The organism is Pseudomonas paralactis, from assembly GCF_001439735.1.
Lineage (GTDB): Bacteria > Pseudomonadota > Gammaproteobacteria > Pseudomonadales > Pseudomonadaceae > Aquipseudomonas > Aquipseudomonas paralactis.
This window is the reverse complement of record NZ_JYLN01000001.1, coordinates 485686-500360: the sequence shown is the minus strand read 5'-3', so window position 1 is coordinate 500360 and position 14675 is coordinate 485686. Positions and strand designations below refer to the sequence as shown.

General features: G+C 59.0%; 13 protein-coding genes. 4 read left to right on the top strand and 9 right to left on the bottom strand.

Going from position 1 to position 14675, the window contains the following annotated elements:
• Window positions 1-34 precede the first annotated feature (34 nt).
• Entirely contained in the window at window positions 35-550 is a 516-nt protein-coding gene (gene uraD / locus TX23_RS02390) for a 2-oxo-4-hydroxy-4-carboxy-5-ureidoimidazoline decarboxylase (RefSeq protein ID WP_047711477.1), read from the bottom strand.
• Window positions 547-1473: an allantoinase PuuE gene (gene puuE, locus TX23_RS02385; protein WP_057700857.1), complete on the bottom strand. Its 927-nt coding sequence runs from the start codon at window positions 1471-1473 to the stop codon at window positions 547-549. Before puuE ends, uraD begins: the two co-directional genes overlap by 4 nt.
• A gap of 441 nt (window positions 1474-1914) precedes the next feature.
• On the opposite strand from puuE, the gene uraH reads away from it, so the two are divergent.
• Complete coding sequence (gene uraH, locus TX23_RS02380) at window positions 1915-2268, top strand: hydroxyisourate hydrolase (protein ID WP_034126134.1); 354 nt, start codon at window positions 1915-1917, stop codon at window positions 2266-2268.
• 158 nt (window positions 2269-2426) lie between these two features.
• Window positions 2427-7658 carry a dermonecrotic toxin domain-containing protein gene (locus TX23_RS02375; RefSeq protein ID WP_057700856.1) on the top strand — a complete coding sequence of 1744 codons (5232 nt, stop codon included), beginning with the start codon at window positions 2427-2429 and terminating at the stop codon, window positions 7656-7658.
• Here TX23_RS02375 and TX23_RS02370 read toward each other — a convergent pair.
• Window positions 7642-8280: a LysE family translocator gene (locus TX23_RS02370; protein ID WP_057700855.1), complete on the bottom strand. Its 639-nt coding sequence runs from the start codon at window positions 8278-8280 to the stop codon at window positions 7642-7644. The two genes, TX23_RS02375 and TX23_RS02370, sit on opposite strands and share 17 nt — an antisense overlap.
• Window positions 8281-8346: 66 nt before the next feature.
• Window positions 8347-9693 carry an NCS2 family permease gene (locus TX23_RS02365; RefSeq protein ID WP_057700854.1) on the bottom strand — a complete coding sequence of 449 codons (1347 nt, stop codon included), beginning with the start codon at window positions 9691-9693 and terminating at the stop codon, window positions 8347-8349.
• Window positions 9694-9985: 292 nt separating this feature from the next.
• Between TX23_RS02365 and TX23_RS02360 the strand changes: the two genes are divergently transcribed.
• A complete protein-coding gene (locus TX23_RS02360; protein ID WP_034126138.1) occupies window positions 9986-10588 on the top strand; it encodes a glutathione S-transferase family protein in 603 nt (200 codons plus the stop codon).
• A gap of 117 nt (window positions 10589-10705) precedes the next feature.
• Here the strand turns inward: TX23_RS02360 and TX23_RS02355 are convergent, their stop codons facing one another.
• The 5 genes from TX23_RS02355 to TX23_RS02335 form a co-directional block, all read right to left on the bottom strand.
• Complete coding sequence (locus TX23_RS02355) at window positions 10706-11077, bottom strand: glutathione S-transferase N-terminal domain-containing protein (RefSeq protein ID WP_057700853.1); 372 nt, start codon at window positions 11075-11077, stop codon at window positions 10706-10708.
• Between the two features lie 101 nt (window positions 11078-11178).
• Entirely contained in the window at window positions 11179-11724 is a 546-nt protein-coding gene (gene folE / locus TX23_RS02350; protein ID WP_057700852.1) for a GTP cyclohydrolase I FolE, read from the bottom strand.
• 76 nt (window positions 11725-11800) lie between these two features.
• A complete protein-coding gene (locus TX23_RS02345; protein ID WP_057700851.1) occupies window positions 11801-12358 on the bottom strand; it encodes a Smr/MutS family protein in 558 nt (185 codons plus the stop codon).
• A gap of 75 nt (window positions 12359-12433) precedes the next feature.
• Entirely contained in the window at window positions 12434-12754 is a 321-nt protein-coding gene (locus TX23_RS02340) for a hypothetical protein (RefSeq protein ID WP_057700850.1), read from the bottom strand.
• Between the two features lie 136 nt (window positions 12755-12890).
• Window positions 12891-13481 (bottom strand): cysteine hydrolase family protein, encoded by a 591-nt coding sequence (locus TX23_RS02335; protein ID WP_057700849.1) that lies wholly within the window; start codon window positions 13479-13481, stop codon window positions 12891-12893.
• A gap of 239 nt (window positions 13482-13720) precedes the next feature.
• Between TX23_RS02335 and prmB the strand changes: the two genes are divergently transcribed.
• Window positions 13721-14629, top strand: coding sequence for a 50S ribosomal protein L3 N(5)-glutamine methyltransferase (gene prmB, locus TX23_RS02330; RefSeq protein WP_057700848.1), 909 nt, complete (start codon window positions 13721-13723; stop codon window positions 14627-14629).
• Window positions 14630-14675: the final 46 nt, after the last annotated feature.

The following is a 14675-nucleotide window of genomic DNA, read 5'->3' as shown; positions in this document are numbered from 1 at the left end:
GTCTGCCTTAGATAGAGTGGCTGGGGATGGACTGCTAGAGGGTCAGTAAACGGAACAACGCGATCTTGTTGATCTCGTCCAGCGCGCACTTGAACTCGGCGTCCGCAGAGTTGTGGATGCGCGTTTCGAACGCGGCGAGGATCTGATGCCGGTTGCTGCCTTTTACCGCCATGATGAAGGGAAACTTGAACTTGGCTTTGTAGGCCTCGTTCAGCTCGGTGAAGCGAGAAAACTCTTCGGCCGTGCATTGGTGAATACCCGCGCCCGCTTGTTCATCGGTGCTGGCTTGGGTCAGTTGGCCCTGGACGGCAGCTTTTCCGGCCAGGTCCGGGTGAGCATTGATCAGCGCCAGTTGCGAGGCGTGATCAGCACTCAACAGGATATCGCTCATGCGCTGGTGCAGGGTTTCGATCTGGTCGATCGACGCGTCCTGGCCCAGGTCGAAGGCCTTTTCGGCCACCCATGGCGAGTGTTCGTAGATGTCGGCAAAGGCCTGGACGAAGGCGTCGCGGCTCAAGGTCGAAGGTTTGAGGGTTTGGAACGCAGTCATTTCGCCGCTCCCGGGAAAGGGTGGGTTTGGTGCCAGTGACGGGCGATGTCCACGCGGCGGGTGAACCACACCTGTTCATGGCCTTTGACGTATTCAATGAAGCGCTTGAGCGAGGCCAGGCGTGCCGGGCGGCCGATCAGGCGGCAATGCAGGCCGATCGATAGCATCTTCGGCGCTTCGGCGCCTTCGGCATACAGCACGTCGAAGGCATCCTTGAGGTACTCGAAAAAGTCATCGCCCTTGTTGAAACCCTGCACCTGGGTGAAGCGCATGTCGTTGGTGTCCAGGGTGTAGGGGATCACCAGGTGCGGCTTGCCGTTGGGGGTGTTGGGTTCCCAGTAGGGCAGGTCATCGTCGTAGGTGTCGCAGTCGTACAGGAAGCCGCCTTCCTCCATCACCAGGCGACGGGTGTTGGGGCCGGTGCGACCGGTGTACCAGCCCAGTGGGCGTTCACCGGTGAGTTCGGTGAGGATGCGGATGGCTTCGAGCATGTGCTCGCGCTCCTGGGCCTCGTCCATGTACTGATAGTCGATCCAGCGGTAGCCGTGGCTGCAAATCTCGTGGCCGGCGGCGACCATGGCGCGGATCACATCCGGATGACGCTGGGCGGCCATGGCCACAGCGAAGATGGTCAGCGGGATGTCGAATTCTTTGAACAACTTGAGGATGCGCCACACACCGGCACGGCTGCCGTACTCATACAGCGACTCCATGCTCATGTTGCGCTCGCCTTGCAGCGGTTGGGCCGAGACCATTTCCGAAAGGAAGGCTTCGGACTCTTTGTCGCCATGCAGGATATTGCGCTCGCCGCCTTCTTCGTAGTTGAGTACGAACGACAGCGCAATGCGTGCCTTGCCCGGCCAGTGGGGGTGAGGAGGGTTACTGCCGTAACCGATCAGGTCGCGTGGGTAGTCAGCGCTCACTGCAGTCTTCCTTCTTGTTCGTGGTAGCAGATGTGTGTGGCGTCCGGGCAGTGAAATGACTGAGTGGCGTCACAGCGATGAGTGATTGTATACAACTTATTGCGAACTTTGTAAGCCTGCATTTCTGCATTTTTTCTGAACGGTCTCTCTGCGGGTCTCTGCAAGAAACTTGCCTGCGTGGTCAGGTTAAAATGAAAAAGCCCACTGCAGGAGCGAGCTTGCTCGCGAATAACCTGAGGGCGCCACGTTTCACCCTGAAAGCCCGCGTCATCGTTGGCGTTTTTCGCGAGCAAGCTCGCTCCCACGGGGGATTGGAAGGCTGTTGAATTTATTGTGTACAATTTTTCTGAAAAGTGTCTTAATCAGCCATCGCCGGCTTTTTCACTGCCCTGAAAGAGTGCGGGTTTCTCTATGACTGACTTCGGGAGGCGCATAAACGCCATGGGACGTTTAACCACACACGTTTTGGACGCCGCGCACGGTTGCCCCGGCAGCGCAATCAAGGTTGAGCTGTACCGCGTCGAAGGTGCGCAGCTTGAGCTGGTCGCTACCGCTACAACCAACAGCGACGGCCGCTGCGATGCGCCGCTGTTGCAAGGCGACGATTACCGCAGCGGTGTCTACCAGCTGCAATTCAACGCCGGCGATTACTACCGCGCCCGTGGCGTGCAATTGCCGGAGCCGGCTTTCCTGGATGTAGTGGTACTACGCTTTGGCATCAGCGCCGAGCAAGAGCATTACCATGTACCCCTGTTGATTTCGCCTTACAGCTATTCCACCTATCGCGGTAGCTGAGTCGTCACCTCGCTTCATACCCCCAAATGCTCTTCGTTGGTTTCGCCCGCGCACACTGCGGGCTTTTTTTCGCCCGTGGTGTGTTCAACTATCTAACGCCTTTTGAGCCGCTACGCTGCCTAGGCTGGTGTTTGTCCTTCCATCAAGAAGAAAGCACCATGACTTCAGCCATCGGCAACATCTATTCAGATGATCCGGATATCGCTGCCGAACGCCTGCAGCAGATGCGTGATCAACTGACTCGGCGCATCAACACTCATCCCCAGCCCGGCCGCCTGATCAACCAGCTCGCGCAGGCCGACCGGCGGTGTGTCGATTCGACCAGAGCGCTCGCCCGCTTGATAGGTCATGCGCCCCGGGTTCTGGGCGTGATTCGTGCCGCGCTGCGCAAGGAATTTGAAATTGACCCCGACAGCCTGCTGTTTACCCAGGCGGCATTGCCGGGGGCGGCCGCCAAAGTTGACAGTTTGACCGACCGGGCGCTGCTGTCGCTGGCATTGCCTTCGGTACCGGACAATCTCAATCAATTCACCTCCTTGAGTGTCAAGGGCGATCCAAACCGTCGGCTGCCGTATACGCCTTTGCAGGTGTTGCGACGCATGATCGCGATGAACCTGCTGGAGCGGTTGCCTCAAGCGGTCACGGAATATTGGCAGGCCTTGGCGCATGGATCGTGGCACACACGTCAGGAACGCTGGGCTGAATCATACGCCGCAGCTTTTGCCGAGCAGGCATTCATGGCACGGCAACTGGATGAGATTTCCAAAGCGGGAATGACGCTGGTCCAGCAATTGGTGGATGCCCCCGACACCGAGGCGCGCCAGCGCGCCGGGGGCAGTTGGGCCAGCGTGCGGGTAAGCCAATTGATGTGGCCAGGCTTGCCGGCAGTCGCGATTCCCGGGGCACTGCATATTTATCGAGACGGCGACCCCGAGGGCGCGCCGCATGTGATTTATCTGCCGGGCGTGGCCCGCCATTTTTACGAGTACCCGTCGTTCTTCTCGCTTCAATGCGGCCTGTTGGCGTTGACCAGTCAAACGCTGTTCGATGAACTCTGGCAATGCTTGCCATTAAAGCGTCGTCACCAATTATGCCGACCCGATCACCTGAGCCCAGCCTCCGTTGTCGTGCGTGGCGCGGCGGTGACGGAGGATGCGTTGGCGCTGAGCGCCCGGGCGTTGCTGGATGGCCAGTGGGCGAATGAGTTGGCCTGCGCGCTGGCGATCAATCATGCGCATGTGTTCGCTGCAAGCAGGCCGCGGCCTGAAACGTTGTCGGCCACGGCCTTTCTCCGTTCGATCGAGCAAGCTCGCAAACGGCTGGCAGGCAGCGCCCGGCTGCACAACGTGTGCGACCAATTACTTACCTGGGACCGGCAACGACGGGAGCCAGAAATCCTGTTTGCCAGTGCGATGCCCGAGCTGGCCCGGCTTACAGCAGAGCAACAGGTCAAACGCTATGAAAAAGGCCTGGTTGCGTTGCTTAACCAGGATGATCCGAGTGCGCAGAGCGCGGCGTTTGAACAGGTGTTGGCGCTCGAGCGTCAGCGCAAGGAGCACACGCAGGTGTTGAGCGCACAGATCAAGGATGCGCAGCATCAACTGTTCGATTTGCCGTTCTGGCTTGCGCGCCCTGGGGGAGGGCGCAGGCGTGCTGCGCTGTTTTTGCGCGCCCAGGTCGAAGCATTGCGCTGTGAGGTTGAGTTGCAACACCAGCTCAAGCTCATATCCACGGCGCATCGTGACGTGATTAGCGAAGTGCTGGACCAGCCTGCAGCGCGCAAACGCCCTGGCAGTCAAACCCAGGTGCTGTCGGTCTCGGTGGGCAGCGCGCCGGATGCCTTCTATCCGCTGCATAACGTGTGGGTGGTGACGCGAGTGACTGCGCTGAAAAAACCGGCAGGCGCAATTCCGGTGGTGCTGTATGCGTTTGGAGACTATGGCGGGCTTATGGCTTTTTCCGGCCTGGAGGCGCTGACGCAGGGGCTCAAAGCGACACTGGGCAGCAGTGACTATTCCAGGTTATGGGGTTGTGTCGAACGGGATAAGCTCCACGACTTGCGCGCCCATGCGGTGCGCAACACGCTGGCTGTGCGTTACGAGCCTGTCGACATCAGCCCCACGGGTCTCTCGCTGAAAAACCTGGTGATGTACTACGCAGGGTTGAGCAAACGCATCGGTGGCATGGCGGGGCTTTTCGGCGAGGTGAAGGATGCGATGGTCAGCCGCTTGTTGTGGGTGGTCGAGTTGCACCAACATCTCGCGTTTCCTCCCAACCATGCCTTGAGCCAGGCGTTGGCCAATGTGGACGTGCTGCGTAAAGTTGCGCTTGAGATGAAAGAATCTCCACCGTGGCTGGCCAGCGCAACGCGTACCCAGCTCAAACAATTCCAACGCCTCAAGCGCAGGTACCTGGGCAGTGCCGCTGCCGCTGAAAGCGGGCTCGTGCAGATCCTGCCTGACCTGGACACCTTCGCCCGCAGTGCGTTGATCGCTCGTTTGACTGAAGACGGTTTTTACCCGGAACTGGACATCGACAAGCCGTTGATCGACTTGCCGGATGACACCTACAGCAGTTTTTGTGGCCACGAAAGTCGCTGCACGCCGGGCGATCGCAAAGTCATCGTGACCCCCAGCCTCAAACGCCACACGTTCAGTATGCTGCAACTGGCGTTGCATAACCTTGACTCGCAAGCGCCCTGGACACGCCCGCGATTGACACGCGGCCGCTATCTGCAACCGCAGTGGCGCCAGCGACTGAACGCCGATTATCTGATCAACACCGTGTCTTCGCTGGATATCGGCGGTCATTACGCGATACGGGCCCACCGTGCATTTTACCCTGCGGGGGCGAGCGGTCAGAGGGAAGAACGTATCCCTGTGCTGATAAATCGCACGTTGCGGGATTGCGCGCAGATGCAGCTTTTTTCGGCGATCGCCCAGGGTTTGAGCGCCCAGGCGCAGAGCCTGTTCAAGGTTGCAATGGCAGCCCGCACGGCTGAAGACCTGTTAAAGAACGGGCATCGGCTGACGCTGTTCGTGGTACATCTGGTAGGGCACACGATGCTGCACGATCGTTACATCGCAGGCATTGTGGTGATGGCGGACCAGGCCAGCGGACGTTGCGTGGTTTACTGGCCGGCCGCGCCCCACGCGTTGGTCATCAGCGAATACACCAGTGTGGGAGTAGCCCTGGCGGCGCTCAATCGTATGGCGGCAGCGCCCGATTACGTTAAGGTTCTGGCGCGACAGGTTGCACCGGGTTGGGCATTCGAGGCCATCGCCCATAACGTCGATGCAACAAACAAGAACAGCTCGATTTATTACGTGGACTATATCCTCGCCGGTTTTTCATTCGTCGCAGGTGTGTGGAAGAGCTATGAGTTTTTCCGCTCATTCAAAATCACGCACCTTGAGCCTACGCCAGCGGTCAGTGAAATCGAAGAGCTGATCCACGAGCAGATTGCCAGTGCACCGTCGAACTGGTTGGCGGTGGTGCCCACCACCTACTGTGACGCCATGGCACTGCTGTATGCGGCCAGCTCGCTGGAGCTGCAAGGGCGGGTTCAAGCCGTCAGTAACTCCAGCTGGATGTTGGCGACTTATCGGGTTCAACGTCTTGAAGAGCAGAGCGAGGTCACCAGGCGCGGGTTGCTGGGTATTTTGATTCCGTTATTCGGTAAGGCTAACGACTTCCATGATTTGCTGTTGGCTGCCCGACGCTATCATCGCTTTGGTGACCCTAACGATGCCGTGGATGTGGCGTTCATGACCCTGTTTCTGGCGGTCGAACTGGCGACAGACTTTGCGCCTGTTCCCAAAGTGAGGGGCGGTAAGATCATAGGTATGCGTTCGCCGATGAAGGTTCTGAGTCGTATCCGTCGCTTGCCGATGGCAATACGTAGTCATTTGCCCAGCGCGTCTTCGTCGCTGGTGACGCAATCGAAGCTCTTGGACCGTTTCAGAATCAAGGGTAAGCCTGAGGGCGCCGTAGCGTTGAAAGGGCCGGGCAGGCAAGGCGTGCATGTCAAGAACGGCGAGCAGTTCGTTGCGGACGATACGCACCATTACCCGGTTTACCAGCGTGAAAACGAAGAGGTATTTCGCCTGCGAAATCGCCGGGAACCGGGGCTGGATGAGTTGGTCCTCAACATTCAAGAGCCTAAAGAGTGGTTGTTGGGCATGAATGCGCCACAACCTGGGCCCAGCTCCGGGGTGCATAACCCATGGCCCGTTTCCCCATTGCCGGATTGGCAACCCCCTCGTACGCGCACGGCTACCGAGAACCGGATTGTGCAGTCACGTACAACGGATACTCAATGGCTGAGTTGGCGTGTTCAAGTCCAACCCAGTCAAATTGTGGACTTTCCGGCGGCTGGCGTGTTTGAGGTAGGCGTGGGGCCCAGAGGTTCTGAGCTCAATGCCAGGTTTTTACGCGTGGCTCCTCCTTATACCGCCATCCAGGATCCGAACAGCGGTTTCTACCGGATGCTCCCGCAGGGTGATCGTGCACCGTTGAACGGCCTGGTGTTTATCACCCGAAATGAGCCACCGGGACGATCCGCGTTAGCCGATATCATGCGCTGGACAAGCACTGATATTCGCGACCAGCCTATTCCCGTATCACGCCTGCCTTCAGGGGGGTGGCAAAATCATCCGGCACTGTTCGACAGGCCGTTGAGGCAGTATGTGACCATGGCCTTTCCCACCCTGACGAATGACGCTCGAACGTTTGCCGTCATAAGGTTGGTTGAATTGTCAGGTCCTTCCCGGGCTGCCACGGCAAGCCATTTGCTTGACATCCGCGCGACGCTGGACGAATGGCTACCTGCGCCTCCTGCGAGGAGCGGTCAAACGGATGATTTACTCCGGATGTTGCGACCTAATGAACGGCGCAGCGAATATCTATACATCGGTTTTGAAGGCAAGGCGCCCGGCTTCACGCGTGTAGACTTCATACCGCCTCATCCGTTAGACCCGAGCCTGCAATATGCTGTCAGACCGGTCAGGACGCAGAGGCTTGAAGCAGAGCGCGCCGCCGTCAGAACCGTGTTGGAGCAGCAGGGTTACCGCATTGTGGACTTGTCTGTGCGACGCCCAGGGTTACCTCCTGGAGAAAACAGTATTGAATCAGTCGTGACTCATCCCCGTTCGAGCACAATTTACTACGTGGCCTACCAATGGTTTGAGATAGGGCGAATTAGCGTGAGAACGAAGCTTTCGGACAAGTGGGTTCGGGTAGCCATCAACTCCCACCCTGACTCTGCTTTATTAAGGGCGGTTGACAACGCGATGCAAGAACAACGCTTGGTGCGGATTGTGGCCGGTATCCAGTGGCCCACAAAGGGCCAGCTGGCCCCCACTGTTTATTTCGTCAAATTGAACCCTTAGCGTTGATGAGAGCCATTGCACCGGCGCCGCCAAACAGCGCAGCGCTGGTGCGGTTGAACCAGCTCTGGCCCGAACCGCTGCGCAAATACCGCGCGGCGCCATGGGCGCCCAAGCCGTAAGCCAACTTGCATAACAGGTCGAGCACCGTCCAGGTGGCGATCATGGTCAACAATTGCGGTAAAAACGCCTGCTCGGCGCTGAGAAACTGCGGCAGGAAGGCCGCAAAAAACAGGATGTCCTTGGGGTTGCTGGCCCCCAGTACGAAGGCCCGGCCAAACAACGCACCAAAGCGCGGCACCGCCGGGGACTGCGGCACTTCGGCGCCTGCGCTCGGCAGGCGAGATTGCTGCCAGCTTTGCCAGGCGAGGTAGAACAGGTACAGCGCGCCGACGATCTTCAGTGCGCTGAACAATTGCTCGGATGCCAGCAACAGCGCGCCGAGGCCAAGTGCCGAGGCGCTCAGCAGACAGATCGAAGCAAATACGCCGCCCAGAAACGCCGGGTAAGAGCGGCGCAGGCCGAAGTTGAGGCTGTTGCTGATCATCAACAATGACAGCGGGCCGGGGATCAGGATCACCACCAGCGCAGCGCCGCTGAACAACAGCCAGGTATCCAGGTTCATCTACAGTTCTCCCTTACGTGCAAAAGCCCCACCCTAAGGTGAGGCGGTTTTTCAGCCCTTCCTGAACTACAGAAAGATGAACTTGGCGATAAAGATCGCGCACAGCACCCACAGGCTGATGGAAATTTCACGGTACTTGCCGGTGCCGGCCTTCAACGCCACATAGGTGATAAAGCCCAGGGCGATTCCGTCGGCGACCGAAAATGTCAACGGCATCATGATCGCGGTCACGATGGCCGGAATGCTGTCGGTGGCTTCATCCCAATTGATATGGGCCATGCTCGCCATCATCAGCATTGCCACGTAAATCAACGCGCCCGCCGTGGCATAGGCGGGAATCATGCCCGCCAGCGGCGCGAAAAACATTGCCGCCACAAACAGCACGCCTACAGTCACGGCAGTCAAGCCGGTGCGGCCGCCGGCAGCGACACCGGCAGCGCTTTCCACATAGCTGGTCACAGGCGGCACGCCAACCATGGCGCCGAATACGCTGGAAGCACTGTCGGCTTTTAATGCACGAGACAGGTTGTCGATCTTGCCGTCTGCCTTGACTAGCCCGGCGCGTTGGGCAACGCCCATCAGTGTACCGGCAGTGTCGAACATGTGTACAAAAAGAAAGGCAAATACCACGCTGATCATGCTCACATTGAACACACCCATCACGTCCATGGCCATCCAGGTCGGTGCCAGGCTCGGTGGGGTGGAGAGAATGCCGTTGTAATGCACCAGGCCCAGGCCCCAGCCCGCCAGGGTCACGGCGATGATACTGATCAGGATCGCGCCGAATACGCGGTGGTAACTGAGGATGGCGATCAGCAGGAAGCACACCGCCGCCAGCAGTGGGGCGGGTTCATGCAGGGAGCCGAGCTTGATCAGGGTGGCCGGGCTGTCGACGATAATGCCGGCGGTTTTCAGGCCGATCACCCCCAGGAACAGGCCCACGCCCGCGCCCATGGCATGGCGCAGGCTGACCGGGATACTGTTGAGCAACCATTCGCGTATGCGTGACAGCGTCAGGATCATGAACAGCACACCCGAGACAAATACCGCGCCGAGGGCGGTTTCCCAGTTGTAGCCCATGGTGCCGACCACGGTGTAGGTGAAAAACGCGTTCAAGCCCATGCCCGGCGCCAGGCCGACCGGCCAGTTGGCGTACAGGCCCATCAACAGGCAGCCCAGGGCGGCGGCGATGCACGTGGCGACAAACGCCGCGCCGTGATCGATACCGGCATCGGCCATGATGTTGGGGTTGACGAAGATGATGTAGGCCATGGTGATGAACGTGGTGAGGCCGGCGATCAACTCGGTCTTCACTGTGGTGCCATGCAAGCGCAGTTTGAACAGGCGTTCCAGCCAGCCGCCTTGCGGCGTGGCGAGGTCCAACGTAGGGGCTTCGGTTTTACGGCTATCCACAGCGAGTACTCCTCAATCGTTTTATTGTTATGTCCAGCGCCGGTCACATGAGTGGGCGACAGCGCTTTGAGGTACCGGCGGGCTTTGTTGACCAAAAGGTCAGGAACTCGCACGAAGCGAATTATGCTTTTGTATACAAATAAAGCAAATAATGTTTTCGAATATCTCGGCGAAAAGGGATGAAAGGCCCAGGCCAAGGGATTTATTCTGCACGACGCCTTGAAACAAGCCTTCGATACCCGCACCTTGTGGGCGCAAGCATTCGGTCAGCGCGGCGAAAAAGGGGAGCCCCATGTACAAGGTTTATGGCGATTACAAGTCGGGCAATTGCTACAAGGTCAAATTGATGCTCAATCTGTTGGGCATCCCGTATGAATGGATCGATATCGATATCCTCAAGGGTGATACCCAGACCCCGGCGTTCCTGGCCAAGAACCCCAATGGCAAGGTCCCGGTATTGGAGCTCGAAGACGGCACCTGCCTGTGGGAATCCAATGCGATTCTTAATTTCCTCGCCGATGGCAGCGAATTTCTGCCGACCGAACCGCGCCTGCGCACGCAAGTCCTGCAGTGGCAATTCTTCGAGCAATACAGCCACGAGCCCTACATTGCGGTGGCGCGGTTCATTCAGTTTTACCTGAACATGCCCGAGGATCGGCTGGAAGAATACAAGACCACCCACAAAGGCGGTTACAAGGCCTTGAGGGTGATGGAGCGTCAGCTTCAAGCCACGCCTTATTTAGTGGGCGAGCAATTTTCCATTGCCGATATTGCGTTGTATGCCTACACCCATGTGGCCCATGAAGGCGGCTTTGACCTGGCGCCGTATCCGGCGGTGCAGGCGTGGTTGCAGCGCGTGGCCAGTCATCCCAAGTACGTGGCGATGCTCGACTGACTCCCTCGGTCCAATGTGGGAGCTGGCTTGCCTGCGATAGCGTCACTCTGGTGCCCCGGCTAAACCGAGGTGTCTGCATCGCAGGCAAGCCTGCTCCCACATTGACCGCAGCGGGCTTCAGATCGCTGCGAAGCGCTTGTCCAGGTAGTCGATGATCACCTTGGAGTCATACATCCAGGTGGTCTGGCCGTTCTCTTCGATGCGCAGGCACGGCACCTTGATCTTGCCGCCTTGCTCCAGCAGGGTCTGGCGGTCCTGCTCGTTGTTTTTCGCGTCTTTAAGGGCTACCGGCACGTTCAGGCGATGCAGGGTGCGCCGCGTCTTCACGCAAAACGGGCAGGCGTGGAACTGATACAGCGTCAGCGCTTTGGCCGCTTCGTTCACTTGCGCCTGTTGTTCGGCAGGGCGTTGCTTTTTGCGTGGACGGGTCAGGAAATCGCCGGCGATGATGATCTGGCCGAGGCCCACTCGAAGTGCTTTGACGAACATGGCTGTTACCTCTTGCCCATAACTGAGGGGGCGCAGCTTACCTGATTTCTGCAGGCGAAAAAAAACCGGCGATGAACGCCGGTTCTTTTCTGCCCCGCCGGTTACTTGATCAGGCTGAGGAATTCGCTGCGAGTGGCCGCGTTGTCGCGGAACTCACCGAGCATCACCGAGGTGATCATCGACGAGTTCTGTTTCTCCACACCGCGCATCATCATGCACATGTGCTTGGCTTCGATCACCACGGCCACGCCCAGGGCGCCGGTCACTTCCAGCACCGCATCGGCGATCTGGCGGCTGAGGTTTTCCTGGATCTGCAAGCGGCGCGCATACATGTCGACGATGCGTGCGACCTTCGACAGGCCCAGCACTTTGCCGCTCGGGATATAGGCCACGTGGGCCTTGCCGATAAACGGCAGCAGATGGTGTTCGCACAACGAGTACAGCTCGATGTCCTTGACCAGCACCATTTCGCTGTTATCGGAGCTGAACAAGGCACCGTTGGTGACTTCCTCGAGCGTCTGTTCATAACCGCGGCAAAGGTACTGCATCGCCTTGGCGGCACGCTTTGGCGTGTCGAGCAGACCCTCGCGGGAGACGTCCTCGCCGAGTTGGCCGAGAATCTCTGTGTAATTCTGTTCCAGGGACATGAAACTACCTGTGGGATTTTCGCAAAGCGCAAGGTTACGGTGGCGGGCACATCGCTGCAAGCCTGACGATGGCACTTTACTCGTCGCGGCCTTCGAGCATGGTGCGCTTGAGCATCACATACACCGCACCGGCGCCGCCGTGGCGGGCCTGGCAGGAGGTAAAACCAAGCACTTGGGCATGTTGACGCAGCCAGGTGTTGACGTGGCTCTTGATCATTGGCCGCTTGCCATCCAACCGCACGGCCTTGCCGTGGGTCACACGCACACAGCGGATTTCGAATTTGGTTGCTTCGGCGAGGAAAGCCCACAGGGTTTCCCGGGCCTTTTCCACGTTCATGCCGTGCAGGTCGAGGCTGCCTTCGAACGGGACCTGGCCGGCCTTGAGCTTGCGCATCTGGCTTTCCTGCACGCCGTCGCGGGCCCACATCAACTCGTCTTCGGGGCCGACGTCAATCACGAACTGATCCGACAGGCCATCCACGGTGGTGGCATCGGTGCGCACGGTCGCGGCCTGGCGCAGCTTGGCGATCTGCGCCCGGTCGGCCTTGGGTTTGCCGGTGTCGGCGCGGTCGTGCTTGATCGGCTTGACGCCGCGCAGCTCGTTTTTGAACAGGGAAAAATCGTCGTCTTGCATGTCAGCCTCCGCGAAGGGCGGGCAGTTTACCTAAATCGCGGCGGCCAGGGCGTAGCAAACGCTATCCAAGCGCCATCAGTCGTGCTTTTTCATCAGATGCGAGGCGATATTCAACGACAAGGGCTGGCGCATCCGCCGACGGCTGCGGCGCCATAACCATACGCCCAACCACAGCACCAGCAGGCCGATCACCAGCAGAATCGCCGAGCCGCCTGGGCTGGCATTCAATTCGCCCAGTGCCGGCGAGTGCCCAAACAGGCCGGCGCCACCAGCGCCCGCCAACAACAAACCTATGATCGCCAGCAACGCGGCAATGCCCGCCACCAGGCGCAGACGCCAGTTGCTCGGGCCCTTGGGGCGCAAGCGACGAGCATCAAAACCATCGGATATCTTCATTCCGACCTTTCCTCCAGGGTATCGGCCCTTCGACCGGACAATACACAGGTTGTTCCGGAGGGAGGGGTAAATGCGCCAAATGAAAGGGCTTTGCGGATGAGCGGAGCAATAAACGCGCCGCTCAACGCAGGAATGATCAGATCAGATCTTTAGTCAGTGCGAGGGTGGCGAAGTTGTCGGCCATGATCGCCATTTCGGTCTGCTGCACGTGATCGGCGCTCAGGATGCCGCCCTTGTAGGGCAGGTCGCGGGTGGCGCAGGCGTCTTCCACCAGGGTGCAGCGAAAGCCCAGGTTCTTGGCCGCGCGCACGGTGGTGCTGACGCTGGAGTGGCTCATGAAGCCGCAGACGATCAGGTCCAGGGAGCCAAGGTCTTGCAGGTGTTTTTCCAGGCCGGTGCCGTGGAAGGCGCTCGGCAGCAGTTTGCCGATGATGGTTTCGTCACCTTCAGGCTCAAGGCCCGGGATGAATTCGCCGCGCTCGCCCTGTGGGTCAAACAGACCGCCTACGGTGCCCAGGTGGCGCACATGCACAATCGGGCGCCCGGCGTTGCGCGCGGCGCTGACCAGTTGTTTGATATTAGCGACAGCTGCGTCCATGCCCGAGAGGGCGAGCGGGCCGCTGAGGTATTCCTTCTGGGCGTCGATGATCACGAGGGTCGCATGACTGAGGTTGGCTGCTGCGTAACCGCGACCGCTGAGTTGAAACATCGTCTTTGGAACGGACATTCTGGGGCTCCTGTGAGTGGGGCTTTTGCGACATTGTCCACTGGCTGAGCGCTTCTGTGAATCGCTACTATCGTAAGGTACGCCGTTGCTGGCGTGCAGCCATGTCAAGAGGTGAGCCTGTTTAACACAATGCGGGTCAATTGGATGAAAATCGACGTACGGTGCCAGGCTTTTCGTACATCGTCGGTACAGGTGAAGGCTGTTAGAATCGCCAGTCGTTTTTTCCAGGAGCTTGCCCCGTGATCACTTCCCGCCTGCGCACCTTGCGCGACCATATCCGTTGGGCTGTCAGCCGTTTCCATGGGGAAGACCTGTTTTTTGGCCATGGCACCGACAATGCCTGGGACGAAGCCCGCCAATTGGTGCTCGGCGCCTTGCACCTGCCGTGGGAAATTGCCGACAGCTACCTCGATTGCAACCTCGAAGAAGAGGAAATCTCCCATGTGCAGCGTTTACTGCATCGTCGTATTCACGAGCGTGTGCCCACCGCTTACCTGTTGAAAGAGGCCTGGTTCTGCGGCATGTCGTTTATTGTCGATGAGCGCGTGCTGATCCCGCGTTCACCGATTGGCGAACTGATCGAAAACCGCTTCGAACCCTGGTTGGCGCAGCCACCGGTGCGCATTCTTGACCTGTGCACTGGCTCCGGTTGCATCGGCATTGCCTGTGCCTACGAGTTCCAGGAGGCCGAAGTGGTGCTGGGTGACCTGTCCTTCGAAGCCCTTGAAGTGGCGAACCAGAATATCGAGCGCCATGGCGTCGATGAGCGGGTCTATACCGTGCAGGGCGATGGTTTTGACGGTTTGCCGGGCCAGCGTTTCGACCTGATCGTGTCAAACCCGCCGTATGTGGATGCCGAAGACTTTGCCGACATGCCGGACGAATACCAGCACGAGCCGGAGCTGGGCCTGGCCTGCGGTGACGACGGTTTGAACCTGGTACGCCGGATGCTGGCCGAAGCGGCGGACCACCTGACCGAGAAGGGTTTGCTGATTGTCGAAGTGGGCAACAGCCAGGTGCATGTTGACGCGCTGTACCCGGAAGTGGACTTTGCCTGGCTGGACTTCCAGCGGGGTGGGCATGGGGTGTTTATGTTGACGGCTGAGCAGTGCCGCCAACACCAGGCCGTTTTCGCTGCCCGGATCTGATTGTAGACACGCTGTAGGAGCGAGCTTGCTCGCGAAAAGCGCCAAC

Excerpts from the sequence above, each read along its gene's own strand:
- TX23_RS02375 (WP_057700856.1), top strand. The coding sequence starts at position 2,427 with ATGACTTCAGCCATCGGCAACATCTATTCAGATGATCCGGATATCGCT.
- uraH (WP_034126134.1), top strand. The coding sequence starts at position 1,915 with ATGGGACGTTTAACCACACACGTTTTGGACGCCGCGCACGGTTGCCCC.
- TX23_RS02355 (WP_057700853.1), bottom strand. The coding sequence starts at position 11,077 with ATGTTCGTCAAAGCACTTCGAGTGGGCCTCGGCCAGATCATCATCGCC.
- folE (WP_057700852.1), bottom strand. The coding sequence starts at position 11,724 with ATGTCCCTGGAACAGAATTACACAGAGATTCTCGGCCAACTCGGCGAG.
- TX23_RS02370 (WP_057700855.1), bottom strand. The coding sequence starts at position 8,280 with ATGAACCTGGATACCTGGCTGTTGTTCAGCGGCGCTGCGCTGGTGGTG.
- TX23_RS02345 (WP_057700851.1), bottom strand. The coding sequence starts at position 12,358 with ATGCAAGACGACGATTTTTCCCTGTTCAAAAACGAGCTGCGCGGCGTC.
- TX23_RS02335 (WP_057700849.1), bottom strand. The coding sequence starts at position 13,481 with ATGTCCGTTCCAAAGACGATGTTTCAACTCAGCGGTCGCGGTTACGCA.
- TX23_RS02360 (WP_034126138.1), top strand. The coding sequence starts at position 9,986 with ATGTACAAGGTTTATGGCGATTACAAGTCGGGCAATTGCTACAAGGTC.
- uraD (WP_047711477.1), bottom strand. The coding sequence starts at position 550 with ATGACTGCGTTCCAAACCCTCAAACCTTCGACCTTGAGCCGCGACGCC.
- TX23_RS02340 (WP_057700850.1), bottom strand. The coding sequence starts at position 12,754 with ATGAAGATATCCGATGGTTTTGATGCTCGTCGCTTGCGCCCCAAGGGC.